This window comes from Pseudomonas urmiensis (assembly GCF_014268815.2).
Taxonomy (GTDB): Bacteria; Pseudomonadota; Gammaproteobacteria; order Pseudomonadales; family Pseudomonadaceae; genus Aquipseudomonas; species Aquipseudomonas urmiensis.
In genome coordinates, this window is the sequence record NZ_JABWRE020000001.1 from 5,380,148 (window position 1) to 5,401,510 (window position 21,363).

Annotated in this window: 14 protein-coding genes; 11 read left to right on the plus strand and 3 right to left on the minus strand. The window is 62.6% G+C overall.

The window, feature by feature from the left end; translation table 11 throughout:
- Together argS and HU737_RS24320 are read right to left on the minus strand one after the other, a co-directional pair.
- Window positions 1–1,737 carry an arginine--tRNA ligase gene (gene argS, locus HU737_RS24315; RefSeq protein ID WP_186556565.1) on the minus strand — a complete coding sequence of 579 codons (1,737 nt, stop codon included), beginning with the start codon at window positions 1,735–1,737 and terminating at the stop codon, window positions 1–3.
- Between the two features lie 202 nt (window positions 1,738–1,939).
- Window positions 1,940–4,159: a primosomal protein N' gene (locus tag HU737_RS24320; protein WP_186556566.1), complete on the minus strand. Its 2,220-nt coding sequence runs from the start codon at window positions 4,157–4,159 to the stop codon at window positions 1,940–1,942.
- Window positions 4,160–4,338: 179 nt separating this feature from the next.
- Between HU737_RS24320 and rpmE the strand changes: the two genes are divergently transcribed.
- The 3 genes from rpmE (at window position 4,339) to HU737_RS24335 (ending at window position 6,826) form a co-directional block, all read left to right on the plus strand.
- Window positions 4,339–4,554 (plus strand): 50S ribosomal protein L31, encoded by a 216-nt coding sequence (gene rpmE, locus HU737_RS24325; protein WP_029614303.1) that lies wholly within the window; start codon window positions 4,339–4,341, stop codon window positions 4,552–4,554.
- Between the two features lie 2 nt (window positions 4,555–4,556).
- The gene (locus HU737_RS24330) at window positions 4,557–5,378 is read left to right on the plus strand and encodes a thermonuclease family protein (RefSeq protein WP_186556567.1); all 822 of its coding nucleotides are present in this window, start codon (window positions 4,557–4,559) and stop codon (window positions 5,376–5,378) included.
- A gap of 179 nt (window positions 5,379–5,557) precedes the next feature.
- Entirely contained in the window at window positions 5,558–6,826 is a 1,269-nt protein-coding gene (locus HU737_RS24335; protein WP_186556568.1) for a malic enzyme-like NAD(P)-binding protein, read from the plus strand.
- A 122-nt stretch (window positions 6,827–6,948) separates the two neighbouring features.
- Here HU737_RS24335 and HU737_RS24340 read toward each other — a convergent pair whose 3' ends face one another.
- Complete coding sequence (locus HU737_RS24340) at window positions 6,949–9,405, minus strand: penicillin-binding protein 1A (RefSeq protein WP_186556569.1); 2,457 nt, start codon at window positions 9,403–9,405, stop codon at window positions 6,949–6,951.
- 162 nt (window positions 9,406–9,567) lie between these two features.
- Between HU737_RS24340 and pilM the strand changes: the two genes are divergently transcribed.
- From pilM to gltB, 8 genes are all read left to right on the plus strand, one after another.
- Window positions 9,568–10,452: a type IV pilus biogenesis protein PilM gene (gene pilM / locus HU737_RS24345; RefSeq protein ID WP_186556611.1), complete on the plus strand. Its 885-nt coding sequence runs from the start codon at window positions 9,568–9,570 to the stop codon at window positions 10,450–10,452.
- Entirely contained in the window at window positions 10,452–10,988 is a 537-nt protein-coding gene (locus HU737_RS24350) for a PilN domain-containing protein (protein WP_186556612.1), read from the plus strand. Before pilM ends, HU737_RS24350 begins: the two co-directional genes overlap by 1 nt.
- Window positions 10,985–12,001: a pilus assembly protein PilP gene (locus tag HU737_RS24355; RefSeq protein WP_217838543.1), complete on the plus strand. Its 1,017-nt coding sequence runs from the start codon at window positions 10,985–10,987 to the stop codon at window positions 11,999–12,001. Before HU737_RS24350 ends, HU737_RS24355 begins: the two co-directional genes overlap by 4 nt.
- Window positions 11,919–13,190: a type IV pilus secretin PilQ gene (locus tag HU737_RS24360; protein WP_225915642.1), complete on the plus strand. Its 1,272-nt coding sequence runs from the start codon at window positions 11,919–11,921 to the stop codon at window positions 13,188–13,190. Before HU737_RS24355 ends, HU737_RS24360 begins: the two co-directional genes overlap by 83 nt.
- Before the next feature lie 4 nt (window positions 13,191–13,194).
- Window positions 13,195–13,713 (plus strand): shikimate kinase AroK, encoded by a 519-nt coding sequence (gene aroK / locus HU737_RS24365; RefSeq protein WP_186556571.1) that lies wholly within the window; start codon window positions 13,195–13,197, stop codon window positions 13,711–13,713.
- A 98-nt stretch (window positions 13,714–13,811) separates the two neighbouring features.
- Window positions 13,812–14,909: a 3-dehydroquinate synthase gene (aroB, locus tag HU737_RS24370; protein WP_186556572.1), complete on the plus strand. Its 1,098-nt coding sequence runs from the start codon at window positions 13,812–13,814 to the stop codon at window positions 14,907–14,909.
- 15 nt (window positions 14,910–14,924) lie between these two features.
- On the plus strand, window positions 14,925–16,541 hold the full coding sequence (locus HU737_RS24375) for an AAA family ATPase (RefSeq protein ID WP_186556573.1): 1,617 nt from the start codon (window positions 14,925–14,927) through the stop codon (window positions 16,539–16,541).
- Between the two features lie 374 nt (window positions 16,542–16,915).
- The gene (gltB, locus tag HU737_RS24380; protein WP_186556574.1) at window positions 16,916–21,361 is read left to right on the plus strand and encodes a glutamate synthase large subunit; all 4,446 of its coding nucleotides are present in this window, start codon (window positions 16,916–16,918) and stop codon (window positions 21,359–21,361) included.
- The last annotated feature ends 2 nt before the right edge of the window (window positions 21,362–21,363 follow it).

Below are 21,363 nucleotides of genomic sequence, written 5' to 3' on the forward strand. Positions count from 1 at the left end.
TTACATACGCTCCAGGGTTTCCAGGCCGAGCAGCTCCAGGCCTTGCTTGAGCGTACGACCGGTCAGCGCAGCCAAGCGCAGGCGGCTTTGCTGCTGTTCGGCAGTTTCGGCAGAGAGGATCGGGCAGTTCTCGTAGAAGCTGGAGAACAAACCGGCGATGTCGTACAGGTAGCTGCACAGCACGTGTGGAGTGCCTTTTTCAGCCACGTTGTTGAGCACTTCGCCGAACTGCGCCAGGCGCGCCGCGAGGTCCTGCTCGTGAGCTGCCTGCAATACGATCTGGCCGTCGACTTCATGGTAGCCCTTGCCCAGTTTGCGGAACACGCCCGCCACACGGGTGTAGGCGTACAGCAGGTAAGGCGCGGTGTTGCCTTCGAAGTTGAGCATCAGCTCGAAGTTGAAGCTGTAGTCGCTGGTGCGGTGCTTGGACAGGTCGGCGTACTTGACCGCGCCGATGCCAACCACTTCAGCGATATGGCGCAGCTCGTCTTCGGCCAGGCTCGGGTTCTTTTCCTTGACCAGGGCGTACGCACGCTCCTTGGCTTCGGTGAGCAGGTCGATCAGCTTGACGGTGCCGCCGTCACGGGTCTTGAACGGACGGCCATCGGCGCCGTTCATGGTGCCGAAGCCCATGTGTTCCATTTGCATCGGGTGGCCGACGAAGCCGGCACGACGGGCCACTTCGAACACTTGGTTGAAGTGCAGGGCCTGGCGCTGGTCGACGAAGTACAGGGCGCGATCGGCTTGCAGGGTGTTGCTGCGATAGCGCACAGCCGCCAGGTCGGTGGTGGCGTACAGGTAGCCGCCGTCGGCCTTCTGCACGATCACTGGCAGCGGTTCGCCTTCGGCATTCTTGAATTCGTCGAGGAATACGCACTGGGCGCCTTGGCTCTCGACCAGCAGGCCCTTGGCCTTGAGGTCGGCGACGACGTTGGCCAGGTCGTCGTTATAGGCACTCTCGCCCATCACGTCGGCCATGGTCAGTTTGACGTTGAGTAGCTCGTAGGTCTTCTGGCAGTGCGACAGCGAGATGTCTTTGAAGCGCGTCCACAAGGCCAGGCATTCCGCGTCGCCAGCTTGCAGCTTGACCACCAGGCCACGGGCGCGGGTGGCGAACTCTTCGGACTCGTCGAAGCGCTTTTTCGCCGCGCGGTAGAAATTCTCCAGGTCCGACAGCTCGTCGCTGGTGATCGGGTTTTCTTCCAGGTAGGCCATCAGCATGCCGAACTGCGTGCCCCAGTCGCCAACATGGTTCTGGCGGATGACGTTGTCACCGAGGAACTCCAGCACGCGGGCAACGCTGTCGCCGATGATGGTCGAGCGCAGGTGGCCAACGTGCATCTCTTTGGCAAGGTTTGGCGCCGACATGTCGATGACGACTTTCTCGGCCGGGCCGGCCTTGCGCACGCCCAGGTGGGCGTCTGCCAGGGCGGCGTCGAGGCGATTGGCCAGGGCGTCGGTGTTCTGGAAGAAGTTGAGGAAGCCGGGGCCGGCGATCTCGACCTTGCTGATGTCGGCGCTGGCAGGCAGGGCGGCGATCAGTTTGTCGGCCAGGTCGCGCGGCTTCATGCCGGCTGGCTTGGCCAGCATCATGGCGATGTTGCTGGCGAAGTCGCCGTGGGTCTTGTCACGGGCGTTTTCCACCTGGATCGCCGGCGTCAGCCCTTCAGGCAGCACACCGTCGGTGACGAGTTGGGTGAGGGCTTGCTGGATCAGCTGGCGAATGGTGTCTTTCATGAGATTCTCTTTTCGACCGCAAGCGCGGCGGGGCGCTTCGATGCGCAGGTGGAAAAACTGAGCATTATCCGTGGCTGGGCCGCGGTTGCCAACCTTTCAGGGCATGTCCGGCTGAGCGGGTGCCGTGTGGGAGCGGGCTTGACCCGCGATTGCGGAGGTGAACGATGCTTGGTAATCGCGAGGCAAGCCCGCTCCCACGGCGTCAATAGAGATCGACTGGATCCACGTCTAGCGACCAGCGTACTTGGCGCCCTGCTGGCATCTGCTCCAACACTAGCAACCAGGCACTGATCAGTCGATGCAAGGGCGCCCGGGCATTGGCCTGGAGCAATAGTTGCGCGCGAAAACGCCCCGCTCGTCGCTCCATCGGGGCGGGCACCGGGCCGAGCAGTTCGATGCCTTGCAGGCCTTGTTCCGCCACGATGCGCTCGGCAGCGCTGCACGCCTCATCGAGGAAGCCTTCGGCCTGGCCTGGCTTGTGCGCTTCGGCGCGCAGCAAGGCGAGGTGGGCAAACGGCGGCAGGCCGGCAGCGCGGCGCTCGCTCAGCGCTTGCTCGGCAAAGGCGAAGTAGCCTTGCTCGGTCAGTTGCACCAGTAAGGGATGCTCGGCCAGGTGGGTCTGGATGATCACCTTGCCGGGCTCTTCGGCGCGACCGGCGCGGCCCGCGACCTGGACGATCAGCTGAGCCATGCGTTCGCTGGCGCGAAAATCGCCCGAGAACAGCCCGCCGTCAGCATCGAGAATGGCCACCAGGGTCACCCGAGGGAAGTGGTGCCCCTTGGCCAGCATCTGGGTGCCGACCAGGATGCTCGGTTGGCCACGCTGGATGGTGGTGAACAGGTTGTGCATGGCGTCCTTGCGCGAGGTGCTGTCGCGGTCGACGCGCAGGACTGGGTAGTCCGGGAACAGAATCTTCAACCGCTCCTCGGCGCGTTCGGTGCCAGCGCCTACCGGCCGCAGGTCGACATGCGCGCACTTGGGGCACTGCAGCGGCAGCCGCTCGTCGTAACCGCAGTGGTGGCAGCGCAGCACATTGGAGCGCTGGTGCACGGTCATTCGCGCATCGCAGCGCGGGCATTCGGACAGCCAGCCGCAGTCGTGGCACAACAGGGTCGGGGCAAAGCCACGACGGTTGAGAAACACCAGCACCTGCTGCCCGGCTTGCAGGGTCTGGCCGATAGCCTGCTGCAAGGGGCCGCTGATGCCGCTGTCCAGCGGCCGGCTGCGAACGTCCAGACGCATGAAACGTGGCTGCCGGGCGCCGCCGGCGCGTTGATTCATGCGCAGCAGGCCATAGCGTCCGGTATGGGCGTTGTGCAGGCTTTCCAGCGACGGCGTGGCGGAGCCGAGCAGGATCGGGATGTTTTCCTGGTGTGCGCGTACCAGCGCCAGGTCGCGGGCGTGATAGCGCAGGCCTTCTTGCTGTTTATACGAGCCGTCGTGTTCTTCGTCGATGATGATCAGGCCGGGGTTTTTCATCGGTGTGAACAACGCTGAGCGGGTGCCGATGATGATATCGGCCTCGCCGTCGCGGGCCGCCAGCCAGGCATCCAGGCGCTCGCGGTCGTTGACCGCCGAGTGCAGCAGCGCGATGCGCGCGTTGAAGCGCTGCTCGAAGCGCGCCAGGGTTTGCGGGCCGAGGTTGATCTCCGGGATCAGGATCAGCGCCTGCTTGCCGGCCTCCAGGGTTTCGCGGATCAGTTGCAGGTAGACCTCGGTCTTGCCGCTGCCGGTGACCCCAGCGAGGAGAAATGCGTGGAAACTGCCGAAGCCGGAACGCACGGCTTCGAATGCGGCCAGTTGCTCTTCGTTGAGCGGCAGTTCAGGCTGGGCCAGCCAGTGTTCATGGCGCGCGGCCGGCAGGTGCCGGCGCACTTCGAGCTGGACCAGCTCCTTGGCCAGCAGCAGGTCGAGGCTGTCTTTGTTCAGCCCCAGCTTGCTCAACAGGCTATGAGCCACGCCGTGCGGGTGCTGGGACAAGGTCTTGAGGGCATCACGCTGACGCGGTGCGCGGGCGATGCGCGGATCTTCCAGGCGCGCGCCCGGGGTCACCTGCCAGAAGCGCTCCTGGCGTATCTCGGCCGGCTCGCCCTGGCGCAGCAGCACCGGCAAGGCCCAGCTCAAGGTGTCGCCCAGGCTGTGCTGATAGTACTGGGCAGTCCACAGGCACAGCTTGAACAGTGCTGGCGGCAGCGGTGAGACCGGGTCGAGCAGGGCGCTGGCGGGCTTGAGTTTGTCGGCGGGCACTTCGCTCTTGTCGCACACCTCCACCAGCACGCCGATCATCTCGCGCCGGCCAAATGGCACCCGAAAGCGCATTCCCGGCGTCAGCGGCAGGCGCGCCATCGCGGCCGTGGCCCGGTAGTCGAACAGGCGACGCAGGGGCGAGGGCAGGGCAAGGCGCAGGATGACGTCGGACACGCAGAAGGTCTCTGAAGGGCATTTGGGGACGGGTACGGAATGCGCCGAGCCTAGCAGACGACAGTCGGTGCAAGCGACAACTTGCGCTGAGGCTGAGCTCTGGTATTATTCGCCGCCTAATTACGTGCGGTATTCAACAATAGGTGTTGGGTGGCGGCACGCAGCTCGAGGAAGTGACCATGAAAGCAGATATTCATCCGAACTACGAAGTAGTTGCAGTCACCTGCAGCTGCGGCAGCAAATTCGAAACCCGTTCGACCCTGGCCAAGCCGCTGGCGATCGACGTGTGCTCCCAGTGCCACCCGTTCTACACTGGTAAGCAGAAAGTCCTGGACACCGGTGGTCGCGTACAGAAGTTCGCCGATCGCTTCGGTATGTTCGGTACCAAGAAGTAATCATGCGCATGGCGAATCCTTCGGGTTTCGCGCTGCTGCTAAAAAAGGCGCCCCTTGTGGGCGCTTTTTTTGTGGGCGCGATCTGGCAGTTGCCAGCCCTGGCATTTTGTCCGCTGCCTGAGCAGCCCCAACGGGTAGCCGTTCGCCAGGTGGTGGATGGCGATACCCTGCGCTTGAACGACGGGCGCAGCGTGCGCCTGATTGGCATCAACGCCCCTGAGATCGGCCGCAAGGGGCGCACCAGCGAGCCCTATGCCGAGGCGGCCAAGCGGCGTCTCCAGGCCTTGGTGAAAGCCAGTGATGGCCAGGTGGGCTTGGTCCCTGGGGTAGAAGCCAAGGACAAATATGGGCGGACCCTGGCCCACATCTACGGCAAGCGTGGCGACAATTTCGAGGCTGTGCTGCTCAGTGAGGGGCTCGGCTACCGCGTTGCAGTGGCCCCTAATGTCAGCCTTGCCGGCTGCCAGCAGGATGCCGAACAGGCTGCCCGCGCTGTCCGTGCAGGGCTTTGGCGGCAATCACCGGTGCAGCGCGATCGCGATATCCAACAATCGGGCTTTGCGGTTATCAGCGGCAAAATTCAAGGTATCCAGCGCAATCGTGGTGGAGTCTGGTTGGAACTTGACGATGCTCTGGTGCTGCAAGTACCCGCTCGTCTGCAACGCAACTTCCCCGCCAGCTTCTTCGATAACCTCAAAGGGCGCCAGGTCGAAGCGCGCGGCTGGGTGCTGGATCGTTCCCGCAAGGGTGGTTTGCAGCCCGGACAGCGGCGCTGGGTTTTGCCGCTGACCGACCCGAGCATGCTGGAGCGCACTTCTGACTAAAAAATTGTAGACATTTCAATATTGGATTGTACACACTGAAGCCCGCATGCCCCGTGGGTTATAGCGTAAAGTCGTAGGCCAAGGGCCTTGACACAAGTGACCGGGCAGTCTTGTCGCCCCCCGGCTCTTTGCGTATCCTCGGCGGTCCGTCAGAACAGTAAATAGCGGAATTGCCCACCATGTCAGACCTGAAAACCGCCGCTCTCGAATACCATGCTCAGCCTCGTCCGGGGAAACTGAGCGTCGAGCTCACCAAACCGACCGCCACCGCGCGTGACCTGTCCCTGGCCTACAGCCCGGGCGTCGCCGAACCCGTGCGCGAGATCGGTCGTGATCCAGAGCTGGCCTACAAGTACACCGGCAAGGGCAACCTGGTCGCAGTGATTTCCGACGGTACCGCCATTCTTGGCCTGGGTGACCTCGGCCCACTGGCCTCCAAACCGGTCATGGAAGGCAAGGGGGTGCTGTTCAAGCGTTTCGCAGGTATCGATGTATTCGACATCGAAGTCGAGTCGGAAAGCCCGCAAGCGTTCATCGACACCGTGCGCCGCATCTCGATCACCTTCGGTGGCATCAACCTGGAAGACATCAAGGCGCCTGAGTGCTTTGAAATCGAACGCACCCTGATCGAGCAGTGCGACATCCCGGTCTTCCACGATGACCAGCATGGCACCGCCATCGTCACCGCGGCCGGCATGATCAACGCCCTGGAAATCGCTGGCAAAACCCTCGAAGAGGCGAAGATCGTCTGCCTCGGCGCCGGTGCTGCCGCTATCTCCTGCATGAAGCTGCTGGTCAGCATGGGTGCCAAGGTCGAGAACATCTTCATGATCGACCGTACCGGCGTGATCCACGCTGGCCGCGACGACCTGAACCAGTACAAGGCCCAGTTCGCCCACGCTACCGACAAGCGCACCCTGGCCGACGCCCTGCAAGGCGCAGACGTGTTCGTTGGCCTGTCCGGCCCGAACCTGCTGAGCCCTGAAGGCCTGAAGTCGATGGCTGCCAACCCGATCGTGTTCGCCTGCTCGAACCCGGACCCAGAGATCAAGCCTGAGCTGGCCCACGCCACGCGTAACGACGTGATCATGGCTACCGGTCGCTCCGACTACCCGAACCAGGTCAACAACGTACTGGGCTTCCCGTTCATCTTCCGTGGTGCCCTGGACGTTCGCGCCAAGCGCATCAACGAAGAAATGAAGATCGCCGCTGCCATTGCCCTGAAAGACCTGGCCAAGCAGCCAGTGCCGAAGGAAGTGTGCGAGGCCTACGGCGTTCAGGCCCTGGAATTCGGTCGTGAGTACATCATTCCGAAGCCAATGGACCCACGCCTGATCACCCTGGTATCCGATGCCGTGGCCAAGGCCGCGATCGAAAGCGGCGTGGCGACCCTGCCGTACCCGCAGCACTACCCGCTGAAAAGCGTGGATGACGTGTTCAACGGCTGATTGTCCGTAGCGTCATGAAAAAGCCCCGGCTCGTGAGAGTCGGGGCTTTTTTGTGGGGATTTTGGGGCTGCAAAGCAGCCCCAAATACTAGCGTCGTTTGATAAGGAGAGACCGGGCCGGTATCAGAACAAATCCATCGGCGCCGCTTCATCCGCTGGCAGCGGGCTGCCCGGCGCTGCACCATTGCCCAGCTCATCCACCGACGGCGGCGAGTCTTCAGCCTTGAATAGCTCGAAGTAGGCATTGGGCGTATTCGGCGTAGCCGCACGACCGCTAACCGGGTCGACCCGCAGACTGAGAATGCCCTCAGGCTCGGCAGGTGGATGGTTCGGTTTGTCCTTCAGGGCGGCACCCATGAAGCTCATCCAGATCGGCAGCGCTGCCGTACCACCGTACTCACGCCGGCCCAGGGTTTCCGGCTGGTCGAAACCGACCCACACAGTGGTCACGTAATCAGCGTTATAGCCAGAGAACCAAGCGTCCTTGGACTCGTTGGTGGTACCGGTCTTGCCTGCCAGGTCAGTACGGCCCAGCGCCAAGGCGCGGCGCCCGGTACCGCGCTTGATCACGTCTTGAAGCATGCTGGTCAGAATGTAGCTGGTGCGCCCATCGATGATCTGCTCGGCAATCACCGGTGTCTGCGGGGCCGGAGCGACCTGGCCAAGGGCCGACGGCGCTTCGCCCGGCATGGCGACGGTGCTGATCGGCTGCTCTGGCGCGGCAATGCCGGCCTGGTCTTCGCCACCACCTTGCGGCACGTGAGCCGGGTTGGCGGTGAACAGGGTTTCACCGCTGCGGCTCTCGATGCGCTCGATCAGGTACGGGCTGATCTTGTAGCCGCCGTTGGCAAAGGTGCTCCAACCGGTAGCGATCTCCATGGGCGTCAGGGTCGCGGTGCCCAGCGCCAGCGAGAGGTTGCGCGGCAGGTCCTGCTTGTTGAAACCGAACTTGGCGATGTAGTCGATGGTGCGGTCTACGCCCATCGCTTGCAGCAGGCGGATCGACACCAGGTTGCGCGACTTGTACAGCGCCTCACGCATGCGGATCGGCCCGAGGAAGGTGTTGGTGTCGTTCTTCGGTCGCCAGACTTTGTCCAGGTACTCGTCGACGAACACGATCGGTGCGTCGTTGACCAGGCTGGCGGCGGTGTAGCCGTTGTCCAGGGCCGCGCTATAAACGAACGGCTTGAAGCTCGAGCCCGGTTGGCGCTTGGCCTGCATGGCGCGGTTGTAGTTGCTTTGCTCGAACGAGAAGCCGCCGACCAGGGCGCGGATAGCACCGTTATAAGGGTCGAGGGTGACCAGCGCACTCTGCGCGGCAGGCACCTGGCTGAACTTGAGCTTGCCTTCTTCCAGGCGCTGGACGCGGATCAGGTCGCCGATCTGGGCCACGTCTGCCGGCGACTGCGGTGCACGGCCCTGGGCATTGTTGTTCAGATACGGCCGGGCCCATTTCATGGTGTCCCAGGCGACATCCTGCTCTTCGCCATTGCGGGTCAGCACCTTCAGCCCAGCCTTGTCGACCTGGGTGACGATGGCCGGCTCCAGGCCGCCGAGGGTGCGCTGCTTGCTCAGCTCTTGCAGCCAGGCGGCGTGGGTCTTGCCGGGGAAGCGCGATTCCGGCCCGCGGTAGCCATGGCGCTCGTCATAGTCGGACAAACCATTGAGCACGGCACTGTTGGCCATGTTCTGCATGTCGCTCGGCACCGTGGTGGTCACGCGGAAACCTTCGGTGTAGGCATCGCTGCCATAGCGGCCAACCATTTCGGCGCGGGCCATTTCGGCGATGTAGGGCGCGCTCACTTCCGGGGTTGGCACGTGATAGCTGGCGTTGAGCGGCTCGGCCAAGGCGGCCTGATAGCTGGCTTCGTCGATTTTGCCCAGCTTGTACATGCGGCCCAGGATCCAGTCGCGGCGCTCTTTGGCGCGCACCGGATTGGCCAGCGGGTTGAAACGTGACGGCGCCTTGGGCAGGCCGGCGATCATGGCCATCTGCGCCAGGCTGACATCGCGGATCGATTTGCCGTAGTAGACCTGTGCGGCGGCGTCGATGCCGTAGGCGCGGTTGCCCAGGTAGATCTTGTTGACGTACAGCTCAAGGATCTCGTCCTTGGTTAGCTCGCGTTCGATCTGCAGGGCCAGGAGAATTTCGTTGGTCTTGCGCGAGAAGCTGCGCTCGCTAGTGAGGAAGAAGTTCTTCGCCACCTGCATGGTAATGGTGCTGCCGCCAGTCTGGATGTGACCAGACTTCACCAACTGGGTCGCGGCGCGCATCAAGCTGCTCGGATCGACGCCATAGTGATTGAGGAAATTGTCGTCCTCGGCTGACAGAAGCGCCTGAATGAACTGTGGGGGAATTTCCGCAAAACGGATTGGAGACCGCCGCATTTCGCCGAACTCGGCAATCAGCTTGCCATCGCTGCTGTACACCCTCAGGGGGATCTGCAACTGGATGCTTCGTAGCGACTCGACCGAAGGCAGGCTGGGGCTAAGATACAGAAACGCACCGCTCAGACCGAGTACGAGCGCACAGATGACTGCGACGAAAGACCACCAGAAAAACTTCAGCAGGCGTATCAAGGCTTTGGGGTGTCCAGATTGAGAAGTGGATTGCACGCGGGTCCGGCGGACAGAAAAAAACGCTGGGCATTATAAGCATTTTTCGCCTTTCCGGGCGACCGGCCGGCCCTGGCCACCGGATCGGTGGGCGCGGTTTGGCGACGATGGAGCAGGGAGGCAGCGATGCTTGGACGCTTTGGCAAGGATGCCGGTTCACTACTGGGGGTGGAAATAGCCCATGACTCGATACGCATGCTGCAAGTGCAGCGTCGACAAGGGCGCTACCGGGTACTCGCCTGGGCGCAAGAAGCGCTGGACGTGCCATTGCACGCAGATTGGTCAAAAGACTATCAGCCACTGATCAAAGCGCTGCGCAGCGCCTATCTGCGCAGTGGCTGCAAGCGCCCGCAAGTCGCCGTAGCGCTGCCTGGTGCTGAGGTGATCTGCAAGGTTTGCTCTCTACCGGCAGGGCTGACCGCCGCGCAGCTGGAGGAGCGGCTGCTCGCAGACGCAGAGCGGCTGTTTCCTTTTCCACTCGAAGACCTGGCCATGGATTTTCAGGTCATGGGCGTTTCGCCGCAGGCTGAGGGACATGTGGATGTCCTGGTGGCTGCCTGTCGTCAGCGCTCACTCGAGCTGTTGGAGCAGATGTTTGAAGAGGCAGGTTTGCAGGCCGTAGCGGTGGAGGTCGACAGTATCGCCCTGCGACGGGTTCTACCGGCTGGCAACCACGCTTTGCTGCGGATTGAATCGGCTGGTGCAGCTCTGCATACCTGGTCTGACACGGGCTTGCCGCAACGTCAGGAGGTGCGCTTTGCCCCATCTGAACCTTGCGAAGCGCGTCTGGAGCGGGTTGCCCAGCTTTTCCATGGTGCCACCCCGCAGGGGCTGATGGTTGCAACGCAACCTATAGAGCCTGGCTGGATCGACGGCTTACAGCAGCGCTTGGGGATACCTTGCGATCAGTTCCGCGCTCTACATGGGGTGCGGGGCGATGTAAAAGAACTCTCTTTGCTCGCGCCGTCCATGGCACTGGCCTGCGGCTTGGCGCTGGGAGGGGGACAATGATGGTTCGCCTCAATCTATTGCCCTGGCGTGAGCGACAGCGACTGGCGGCAGTGCGACGGTTTCAGCGTGGTCTAGTGGTTAGCCTACTGTTCGCGCTTTGCGCGGTCATGGTGCTGGACCATATGGCGCGTCAGCGTGGGCTCCAGCAAGCCTCAAGGATTGCTGAGCGCCAAGCTGGCCTCGCGCAGCTGGATGGACAACTGGAGAGCCTTGCTCAGTTGCGCCAGGCGCGTGAGCGCACGCTGGCACAATCAGTTGCCCTGGCGGCCTTGAGGGTGGACCAGGGCGTACTGCCAAGACTGTTCGCCGAGTTGGAAAGGGCGTTGTCGGAGGGGCTGCAACTCACCGACCTGTCCTTGCAAGACGGGCAGCTTGAATTGACCGGGCTGGCGGCGTCTTCGGCTGTGGTCGCTCAGTTTATGCGCGAACTGCAACAGTCACGGCTACTTGAAGGGTTGGAACTCAAGCAAATCAAGGCGCATTCCCAGGGCGATGAGTTCCTGCTGCTGGCCCGTTTGCCGGCGCTTTCCAAGTGATTGGCGCGTGGTTGCCCGAATGGCAGGGGCTTGCTGTCAGTTCTCGAGCGTTCAAGGTAGTGGCCCTGGCTGCTCCCGCCTTGCTGGTGTTGGGCCTGGGCTGGCTGTTACGACTGCAAGAGCCACAGCAATCGTATCGGCAGGGTTCTGAGGTGCTCGTCGAGTTGGCGCGGGCGCACGCGCAAAAGTCGCAGCAGATGCAGGATCTGCCGACTATCAAGGCCGCGCTGGCTGATAGCCAAGTCCAGCTACAAGACGCCCGTTGGCGCCTCGCGGCGGGAGAGGACATGAGTGATCTGCTCGACCAATTGGCCAGTTCCGGACACGCCCATGGACTGTCGTTCGAACGGCTCGATGTGCTGGAGGAGGTCCAGGCCAGCGACTATTGGGTTGCGCCTTTGCAGATTGAAGTCATGGGTAGCTATTCGGCGTTGCGCATGTGGCTCGACGAGTGGCTGGGGCAAATGCGCTTGTTGCGCCCCTCAGGGCTGCGCCTGGAAGCAGCGCAGGGCCGCACAGGCGTGTTGCGGATGCGTCTGCAGGTTCAGGCTTATCACGCCGGGCATACGCTGCCGCTGCCATTGTCGCTGGCTCATGAACCAGCCCGGGAAGCCACCGAGGCGCCTCGCTCAGATCCGTTCCAATCTTGGTCATCGAGGCTCGCAGTGGATGGTTTGGCCAGGGTGCCGCTGGCACAACTGGAAATGGTCGGCAGCCTTTCGCGTGCTGGCCAATCGCAGGCGCTGGTGTGGTCAGCGGGCCGAATCTATCGGGTCAAGGTGGGCGATCCCCTGGGCAGGGATGAGGGCGTCGTCACGCGCATCGATGAGCGCCAGATAGAAGTGCTTGAACGAGTGTTCCTCGGGGGTGCCTGGCAGCACCGGTCGACGTATCTCGCGCTCAGGAAGCGCGCGGGCAAAGGGGTCAAGGATGAGCGTGAAGCAGCTGTCGGTGTGGGTAGTGGCAATGATCCTGTGGATTCAGGGGGCGTCAGCGGCGACTTACGAGGGTGAACCGTTGTCGTTGAACTTCCAGGACGTAGAAGTGCGCTCGATCCTACAAGTGCTGGCTGACTACGCCGGGATCAATCTGGTGGTCAGCGACTCGGTCACTGGCAACATCACCTTGCGGCTGGAGCAGGTGCCCTGGGATAAGGCCTTGGACCTGGTACTGCGCAGCAAGGGGCTGGCCCGGCGCCAAGAGGGGAGTGTCCTGCTGGTAGCGCCAGTGGCCGAGTTGGCGGGGCAGTCACGCGAGGCGCAGTTGGGGCTGGAGCTCGATGCACAGTTGCAGCCGCTGGTTCGCGAGCTGCTGCCCATCCATCACGCCAAGGCGAGCGAACTTGCCGAGCTGTTGCGGGCCACGCTCGCCGAAGCGGGAGAAGCTGGGCGCGGCAGCCTGAGCGTGGATGTGCGCACCAACACCTTGGTTGCCCACCAGCCGGCAGCGCGACTCAAAGAGTTGCGACGCTTGGTCGCGCAACTGGATGTGCCTGTGCGTCAGGTCATGATCGAGGCGCGCATCGTCGAGGCCAATGTCGATTACGAGAAAAGCCTGGGTGTGCGTTGGGGCGCGTCATTCTCGGCGGGCGATGCGCAGCTGACTAACGGCCTGTTTGTCGACCTTGGTGTCGATCGCGCCACATCCGGGGTGGGTTTGGGGTTGCTGCGTGGCGATACGTTGCTCGATCTTGAGCTCAGTGCCATGGAAAAAAGCGGCAATGGCGAGATCATCTCCCAGCCCAAAGTGGTTACGGCAGACAAGGAGACCGCCCGCATCCTCAAGGGCACCGAGGTGCCCTATCAGGAGACCAGCAGAAACGGCGCGACCTCTATCTCCTTTCGCGAAGCATCGCTGTCGCTGGAGGTCACACCACAAATTACGCCAGACGGTAGCGTTATCATGACGGTCAAGGTGACCAAGGACGAGCCAGACTTCGTCAATGCCTTGAACAACGTACCGCCGATTCGCAAGAACGAGGTCAATGCCAAGGTCCGGGTGGCGGATGGCCAAACCATTGTCATCGGTGGCGTCTACTCGACTTCGCAAAACAATGTGGTCGACAAGGTGCCATTTTTCGGCGATCTGCCGTATGTTGGGCGGCTGTTTCGACGCGATGCATTACAAGAGAAAAAATCCGAGCTGCTGGTCTTCCTGACTCCGCGTATCATGAGTGACCAGGCGATTGCTGTGAGTCGTTGATTCTGTGCGAAATTTGATACTTGTAGGCCCCATGGGTGCTGGTAAAAGCACCATCGGTCGCCTTTTGGCCAAAGAGCTGCGTTTGCTGTTCAAGGATTCCGACAAGGAAATCGAGCTGCGAACCGGCGCCAATATCCCGTGGATCTTCGACAAGGAAGGCGAACCGGGTTTCCGTGATCGTGAAGAGGCGATGATCGCCGAGCTCTGCGAGCTGGACGGCGTGGTCGTGGCCACCGGTGGCGGCGCAGTGATGCGTGAGGCCAATCGCCAGGCACTGCACGCCGGCGGACGAGTGATCTACCTGCACGCCTCGGTGGAGCAGCAGGTCGGCCGCACCGCACGTGATCGCAATCGCCCGCTGTTGCGCACAGCCAATCCCGAGGCGACCTTGCGTGCGCTGCTGGAATCGCGCGATCCGCTCTACCGCGAGATCGCTGACCTGGTGGTGGAAACCGACGAACGGCCACCGCGCATGGTGGTGCTCGACATCCTCGAGCGCCTGGAGAAGTTGCCGCCCCGCTGAGCCGGGGACTATCCTCGGCAGCCAATGCCGAGGCAGGGTTCAACGTTACCGCGCGGATTGCACTGGCGATGCCGCGCCCAAGCACATTGTGGGGATACATGCAGACACTAAAGGTCGATCTGGGCGAACGCAGCTACCCGATCTACATTGGCGAAGGCCTGTTGGACCAGCCTGAGTTGCTGGCACCGCACATTGCCGGCCGGCAAGTCGCCATCGTTTCCAACGAGACCGTCGCGCCGCTGTATCTCGAACGCTTGAGTCGCACCCTGGGCGCCTACTCGGTGGTGCATGTGGTGCTGCCCGACGGCGAAGCCTACAAGAACTGGGAAACCCTGCAACTGATCTTCGATGGCCTGCTCAGCGCACGCCATGATCGGCGTACCACCGTGGTCGCACTGGGCGGAGGGGTGATCGGTGACATGGCGGGTTTCGCTGCCGCTTGCTATCAGCGCGGTGTCGATTTCATTCAAGTGCCGACCACGCTGTTGTCCCAGGTCGATTCCTCGGTTGGCGGCAAGACCGGCATCAACCACCCGCTTGGCAAGAACATGGTCGGTGCCTTCTATCAGCCCAATGCGGTGCTGATCGACACCACTACCCTCAAGACCCTGCCAGAGCGCGAGCTGTCGGCAGGGCTTGCCGAAGTCATCAAGTACGGCCTGATCTGCGACAAGCCGTTCCTTGACTGGCTCGAAGAAAATATGACGGCCCTGCGTGGCCTGGATAACGCTGCCCTGACCGAGGCCATTCGCCGCTCCTGCGCGGCCAAGGCTGCGGTGGTCGGGGCTGACGAGCGTGAGTCTGGCGTGCGTGCGACCCTCAACCTGGGTCATACCTTTGGCCATGCCATCGAGACCCACATGGGCTACGGCGTCTGGCTGCACGGCGAAGCCGTGGCAGCAGGCACGGTAATGGCCCTGGAAATGTCCATGCGCCTGGGCTGGATCGACCAGCCGGCGCGTGATCGCGCTATTCGCCTGCTGCAGGACGCAGGATTGCCGGTGGTGCCCCCACAGGAAATGACCCCGGCGCATTTCATGGAGCATATGGCGGTCGACAAAAAGGTTCTCGACGGTCGCTTGCGCCTGGTGCTGTTGCGCCAGCTGGGCGGTGCCGTGATTACCGACGACTATCCGAAAGAGATCCTTCAGGCCACGCTGGCAGCGGATTACCGCGCGATCGTGGCCCAGCTTTGAGGTTGTGACAGCGCAATGACCAGTTTGCATGCCGATGAGGCGTTTCTCGACCATTACCAACTGAGCCACGATCCGTTCGCGCCGCGTGTGCCCGGCTTCAAGTTCTTCCCCGCCCAGCGCAAGCCGGTGTTGGGGCAACTGCATCACCTGGCCCGCTACAGCCAGCTGATGCTGGTAGTCACCGGCCCGGTGGGCAGCGGCAAGACCCTGCTGCGCCAGGCGCTGGTGGCAAGCACCAACAAACAGTCGGTACAGAGCGTGGTGGTTTCTGCCCGTGGCGCCAGCGATGCTGCCAGCGTGCTCGGCCAGGTGGCCCAGGCGCTTGGGGTAGCCCAGGCCGAGGTGCAAGCCATTCTGTCCCAGGTGGTACAACTGGCGCTGACCGGCCAGGAAGTCTATCTGTTGGTGGACGATGCGGAACAACTCGGCGAGTCGGCACTCCAAGCGTTGCTGGAGTTGGCGGCGGGGGTTCCGGAAGGGCGTCCGCACGTGTTCCTGTTCGGTGAGCCCTCGCTGATCGCAGGGTTGGATGAGCTCAATGCTGATGGTGATCGTTTCCACGTCATCGAGCTTGCCCCCTACAGCGAGGAAGAAACCCGCGAGTATCTGGAGCAACGCCTGGAGGGCGCTGGCCGGGGCATCGAGGTGTTCAGCGCTGAACAGATCGTCGATATCCATGAACATTCGGACGGCTGGCCTGGCACTATCAACCAGGTCGCCCGCGATACCTTGATCGAAGCCATGATCGCCACCCGCAGTACGGCGAAGCGACCATCCATGGGGTTCAAAATGCCTAAAAAACACGTGCTCGCGCTGTCTGCTGTCGTAGTGGTCGCCGTTGCTGCGGCGGTCCTGATGCCCAAGAAGGGCGCCGATAAAGCCCCTACCGACGCGCCTGCGGCCCAGGCCCAGCTGCCGTTGGGTGAAGGCCAGCCGGGCAACGCCCAGGCCAACAATGGCAACCCTGCCATCGAGTTCTCCGGCTCCTCCCAGCCAATGCCACTGCCGCTGGTAGGTCAGTCGCAGCCGGTCATGCGCGAGCCGCTAGCCCAGGCCGCAGGCATGGGCGATGGCGAAGAGGGCGGTCCAGCTGGCAACACTGCGTTACAACCCGCCAACCCGCCGACCGTTACCACCATTGCGCCGCCTGAAGGTGTTCCTGCGGGGCCAGCTGCGGCGCCTGCGCAGCCAATCGCCAGCGCGCCAAGCCAGCCGGTTGCGCCTGCGCCAAAGCCTGTTGCAACCCAGCCGGCCAAACCGGTAGCGCCTGCCAAGCCAGCGCCCGCTCCGACTCAGGTTGCAACCGCCAAGCCAGCGGCTAAACCTGCTGCTGGTGGTAGTGGTAACAGCGGCTGGTACTCGGGCCAAAAACCTGGCAATTACGTGGTGCAGATCCTCGGCACCAGCTCCGAAGCATCGGCCCAGTCGTTCGTCAAAGCGCAGGGTGGCGACTATCGCTACTTCAAGAAAACCCTGCAGGGCAAGCCACTGTACGTCGTCACTTACGGCAACTTCGCCAACCGTGATGCAGCGGTTGCGGCAATCAAGAACTTGCCAGCGAAGGTCCAGGCTGGTAAACCTTGGCCACGTACCGTTGCCAGCGTCCAACAAGAGCTGGCTACGGCTCGCTGATACCTTCCGGGCGGCACCACCCCGCTGCCCAGATGCTGAGCGACTCCTGACTTTCGTCTAGCCTGCTGCGTTCAAACGCGGCAGGCTTTTCTGTCCCAGACTGCCGGCCACAAGCCCTCTCTTGCAGTCCAGGCTGAAACGCTTCAGACTCCGACCAATGCCGTACCACGGCGACAGGTCAAAAACATTCAAAATTGCGACATAAATTTACAACGATTCGTCGTTAGAATTTGTGAGCTTCACTGTCGCTGTGCAACAATGGTTTCACGTTGCCCCCCGCAAAAAAGCTGGCATTCGACCGGTGTGGATGGTAAGTGGTTGTACTAAAAAGAGATTTGCCTCCGTCGAGAGGTGAACCTGGTGAGAATGTGTCTATGAAAACAGGTCTGTACCATCCGGAAGAATTCAAGGACAACTGTGGTTTCGGCCTGATCGCCCATATGACGGGCGAGCCAAGTCACCACCTTCTGCAAACTGCCATGCAGGCGTTGACCTGCATGACCCACCGCGGTGGGATCAACGCCGACGGCAAGACCGGCGACGGTTGCGGCTTGCTCATGCAGAAGCCCGATCAGTTCTTGCGCGCCGTGGCCCAAGAGCATTTCGCCGTCGAGCTGCCCAAGCAGTACGCGGTAGGCATGGTGTTCTTCAACCAGGACCCGGTTAAAGCGCAAGCCGCACGCGCCAACATGGACCGCGAGATCCTCGCCGCTGGCCTGAAGCTGGTCGGCTGGCGCAAAGTGCCGATCGACACCAGCGTGCTTGGCCGCCTGGCCCTGGAGCGCCTGCCGCAGATCGAGCAGGTATTCATCGGCGGTGAAGGCCTGAGCGACCAAGAGTTCGCCATCAAGCTGTTCAGTGCCCGTCGTCGCTCGTCTGTGGCCAACGCCCACGACAGCGACCACTACATCTGTAGCTTCTCGCACAAGACCATCATCTACAAAGGCCTGATGATGCCGCGCGATCTCGCGGCGTTCTATCCAGACCTCGATGACCCACGCCTGCAAACCGCGATCTGCGTGTTCCACCAGCGTTTCTCGACCAACACCCTGCCGAAGTGGCCGTTGGCCCAGCCGTTCCGCTTCCTCGCCCACAACGGCGAGATCAACACCATCACCGGCAACCGCAACTGGGCCATGGCCCGTCGCACCAAATTCGCCAACGACCTGATTCCCGATCTCGAAGAGCTTGGCCCGCTGGTCAACCGCGTAGGTTCGGACTCCTCGAGCATGGACAACATGCTCGAACTGATGGTCACCGGCGGCATCGACCTGTTCCGCGGCGTGCGCATGCTGGTGCCGCCAGCGTGGCAGAACGTCGAGACCATGGACGCCGACCTGCGTGCCTTCTACGAATACAACTCCATGCACATGGAGCCGTGGGACGGCCCGGCCGGTATCGTCATGACCGAAGGTCGCCATGCCGTCTGCCTGCTCGACCGCAACGGCCTGCGCCCGGCGCGCTGGGTCACCACGCGCAACGGCTACATCACCCTCGCCTCGGAAATCGGCGTGTGGGACTACAAACCAGAGGACGTGGTCGCCAAGGGCCGGGTTGGTCCGGGGCAGATCTTTGCCGTGGACACCGAGACCGGGCAGATCCTCGACACCGACGCCATCGACAACCGCCTCAAGTCGCGCCATCCGTACAAGCGCTGGTTGCGCCAGCACGCCACGCGCATCCAGGCGACCCTGAGCGATGACCAGGGCGCCGCCAGCTACGATGCTGACCAGCTCAAGCAATTCATGAAGATGTTCCAGGTCACCTTCGAAGAGCGTGACCAGGTCCTGCGTCCGCTCGGCGAGCAGGGCCAGGAAGCGGTCGGTTCGATGGGTGACGACACGCCGATGGCAGTATTGTCGCAGCGCGTGCGTTCGCCGTACGACTTCTTCCGCCAGCAGTTCGCCCAGGTGACCAACCCACCGATCGACCCGCTGCGCGAAGCGATCGTGATGTCGCTGGAGATCTGCCTGGGGGCCGAGCGCAATATCTTCCAGGAGTCCCCGGAGCATGCTTCGCGGGTGATCCTCAGCTCGCCAGTGATCTCGCCAGCCAAGTGGCGCTCGCTGATGAACCTGGAGCGCGAAGGCTTCGAGCGTCAGCTGATCGACCTCAACTACGAACAAAGCATTGGCCTGGAAGCTGCCATCCGCAACATCGCCGATCAGGCTGAAGAAGCGGTGCGGGCAGGCAAGACCCAGCTGGTGCTGAGCGACCGTTACATCGCCCCTGGCAAACTGCCGGTGCACGCTTCGCTGGCCGTGGGCGCGGTGCATCACCGCCTGACCGAACAGGGCCTGCGCTGCGACAGCAACATCCTGGTAGAAACCGCTACCGCCCGTGACCCGCATCACTTCGCCGTGCTGCTGGGCTTCGGTGCCTCGGCGGTGTACCCCTACCTGGCCTACGAAGTGCTGGCCGACCTGATCCGTACCGGCGAAGTGCTGGGCGATCTGGACGAAGTGTTCAAGTACTACCGCAAGGGCATCTCCAAGGGTCTGCTGAAGATCCTGTCGAAGATGGGGATCTCGACCATCGCCTCGTACCGTGGCGCGCAGTTGTTCGAAGCCATCGGCCTGTCCGACGAAGTGGTCGGGCTGAGCTTCAAGGGCGTGCCGAGCCGCATCAAGGGCGCGCGTTTCGTCGACCTGGAAGGTGACCAGAAGCTGCTCGCCGCCGAAGCCTGGAGCGCGCGCAAGCCGATCCAGCAAGGCGGGCTGCTCAAGTTCGTCCATGGTGGCGAATACCACGCCTACAACCCGGATGTGGTCAACACCTTGCAGGCCGCCGTGCAGCAGGGCGACTACGCCAAGTTCAAGGAATACACCACGCTGGTCGACACCCGGCCGGTGTCGATGATCCGCGACCTGCTCAAGGTCAAGGTGGCCGAGCAGCCGCTGGCGCTGGATCAGGTCGAGCCGCTGGAGGCGATCCTCAAGCGCTTCGACTCTGCCGGTATCTCCCTGGGCGCGCTGTCGCCAGAAGCCCACGAGGCCCTGGCCGAGGCGATGAACCGCCTGGGCGCGCGCTCCAACTCCGGTGAGGGCGGTGAAGACCCGTCGCGTTACGGCACCGTGCGTAGCTCCAAGATCAAGCAGGTCGCCACTGGCCGCTTTGGTGTCACCCCCGAATACCTGGTCAACGCCGAAGTGCTGCAGATCAAGGTGGCCCAGGGTGCCAAGCCGGGCGAAGGTGGTCAGCTGCCGGGCGGCAAGGTCAATGGCCTGATCGCCAAGCTGCGGTATGCGGTTCCGGGCGTGACCCTGATCTCGCCGCCGCCGCACCATGACATCTACTCGATCGAAGACTTGGCCCAGCTGATCTACGATCTCAAGCAGGTCAACCCGCAGGCGCTGGTCTCGGTCAAGCTGGTCGCTGAAGCTGGCGTGGGCACCATCGCCGCCGGCGTGGCCAAGGCCTATGCCGACCTGATCACCATCTCCGGCTACGACGGCGGTACCGGCGCTTCGCCGCTGACCTCGATCAAGTACGCCGGTGCACCGTGGGAGCTGGGCCTGGCCGAGACCCACCAGACCCTGCGCGGCAACGACCTGCGCGGCAAGGTTCGGGTGCAGACCGACGGTGGCCTGAAAACCGGCCTGGACGTGATCAAGGCCGCCATTCTCGGCGCCGAAAGCTTCGGTTTCGGCACCGCGCCGATGATCGCCCTGGGCTGCAAATACCTGCGTATCTGCCATCTGAACAACTGCGCCACTGGCGTCGCCACCCAGAACGACAAGCTGCGCAAGGATCACTACATCGGCACGGTCGACATGGTGATCAACTTCTTCACCTTCGTCGCCGAAGAAACCCGTGAGTGGCTGGCCAAGCTCGGCGTCAGCAGCCTCGGCGAGCTGATCGGTCGCACCGACCTGCTCGAAGTATTGCCAGGCGACACCGAGCGTCAGCAGTACCTCGACCTCAGCCCGCTGTTGGGCAGCTCGCACATCCCGGCTGACAAGCCGCAGTTCTGCGAAGTCGACAAGAACCCGCCGTTCGACCAAGGCGAGCTGGCCGAGAAGATGGTCGAGATGGCCTTGCCGGCGATCCGCGACCAGGCCGGTGGTGAGTTCAGCCTGGACATCTGCAACTGCGACCGTTCGATTGGTGCGCGCATCTCTGGCGAAATCGCCAAGCTGTACGGCAACCAGGGCATGGCCGCCAAGCCGATCACCTTCCGCTTCAAGGGTACTGCCGGGCAGAGCTTCGGCGTGTGGAACGCCGGTGGCCTGAACCTGCTGCTCGAAGGCGATGCCAACGACTACGTCGGCAAGGGCATGACCGGTGGCAAGGTGACCATCGTGCCGCCTGCTGGCAGCCCGTTCAAAACCCAGGACAGCGCCATCGTCGGCAATACCTGCCTGTACGGTGCCACTGGCGGCAAGCTGTTCGCCGCCGGTACCGCAGGTGAGCGCTTCGCTGTACGTAACTCCGGCGCCCACGCTGTGGTCGAGGGCACCGGCGATCACTGCTGTGAATATATGACCGGCGGCTTTGTCTGCGTCTTGGGCAAGACCGGTTACAACTTCGGTTCTGGCATGACTGGCGGCTTCGCCTACGTGCTCGACATGGACAACAGCTTCGTCGACAAGCTCAACCACGAGCTGGTGGAAATCCAGCGTATCAGTGGTGAAGCGATGGAGGCTTACCGTAGCCACCTGGCGCGGGTCCTTGCCGAATACGTCGAAGAGACCGGCAGCGAGTGGGGGCGTGAGCTCTCGGAGAACCTGGACGACTACGTGCGGCGCTTCTGGTTGGTCAAGCCGAAGGCGGCCAATCTCAAGCAGTTGCTGTCCAGTACCCGTGCCAACCCGCAGTAAAA

Excerpts from the sequence above, each read along its gene's own strand:
- argS (WP_186556565.1), bottom strand. The coding sequence starts at position 1,737 with ATGAAAGACACCATTCGCCAGCTGATCCAGCAAGCCCTCACCCAACTC.
- rpmE (WP_029614303.1), top strand. The coding sequence starts at position 4,339 with ATGAAAGCAGATATTCATCCGAACTACGAAGTAGTTGCAGTCACCTGC.
- HU737_RS24330 (WP_186556567.1), top strand. The coding sequence starts at position 4,557 with ATGCGCATGGCGAATCCTTCGGGTTTCGCGCTGCTGCTAAAAAAGGCG.
- HU737_RS24335 (WP_186556568.1), top strand. The coding sequence starts at position 5,558 with ATGTCAGACCTGAAAACCGCCGCTCTCGAATACCATGCTCAGCCTCGT.
- pilM (WP_186556611.1), top strand. The coding sequence starts at position 9,568 with ATGCTTGGACGCTTTGGCAAGGATGCCGGTTCACTACTGGGGGTGGAA.
- HU737_RS24350 (WP_186556612.1), top strand. The coding sequence starts at position 10,452 with ATGGTTCGCCTCAATCTATTGCCCTGGCGTGAGCGACAGCGACTGGCG.
- HU737_RS24360 (WP_225915642.1), top strand. The coding sequence starts at position 11,919 with ATGAGCGTGAAGCAGCTGTCGGTGTGGGTAGTGGCAATGATCCTGTGG.
- aroB (WP_186556572.1), top strand. The coding sequence starts at position 13,812 with ATGCAGACACTAAAGGTCGATCTGGGCGAACGCAGCTACCCGATCTAC.
- HU737_RS24375 (WP_186556573.1), top strand. The coding sequence starts at position 14,925 with ATGACCAGTTTGCATGCCGATGAGGCGTTTCTCGACCATTACCAACTG.
- gltB (WP_186556574.1), top strand. The coding sequence starts at position 16,916 with ATGAAAACAGGTCTGTACCATCCGGAAGAATTCAAGGACAACTGTGGT.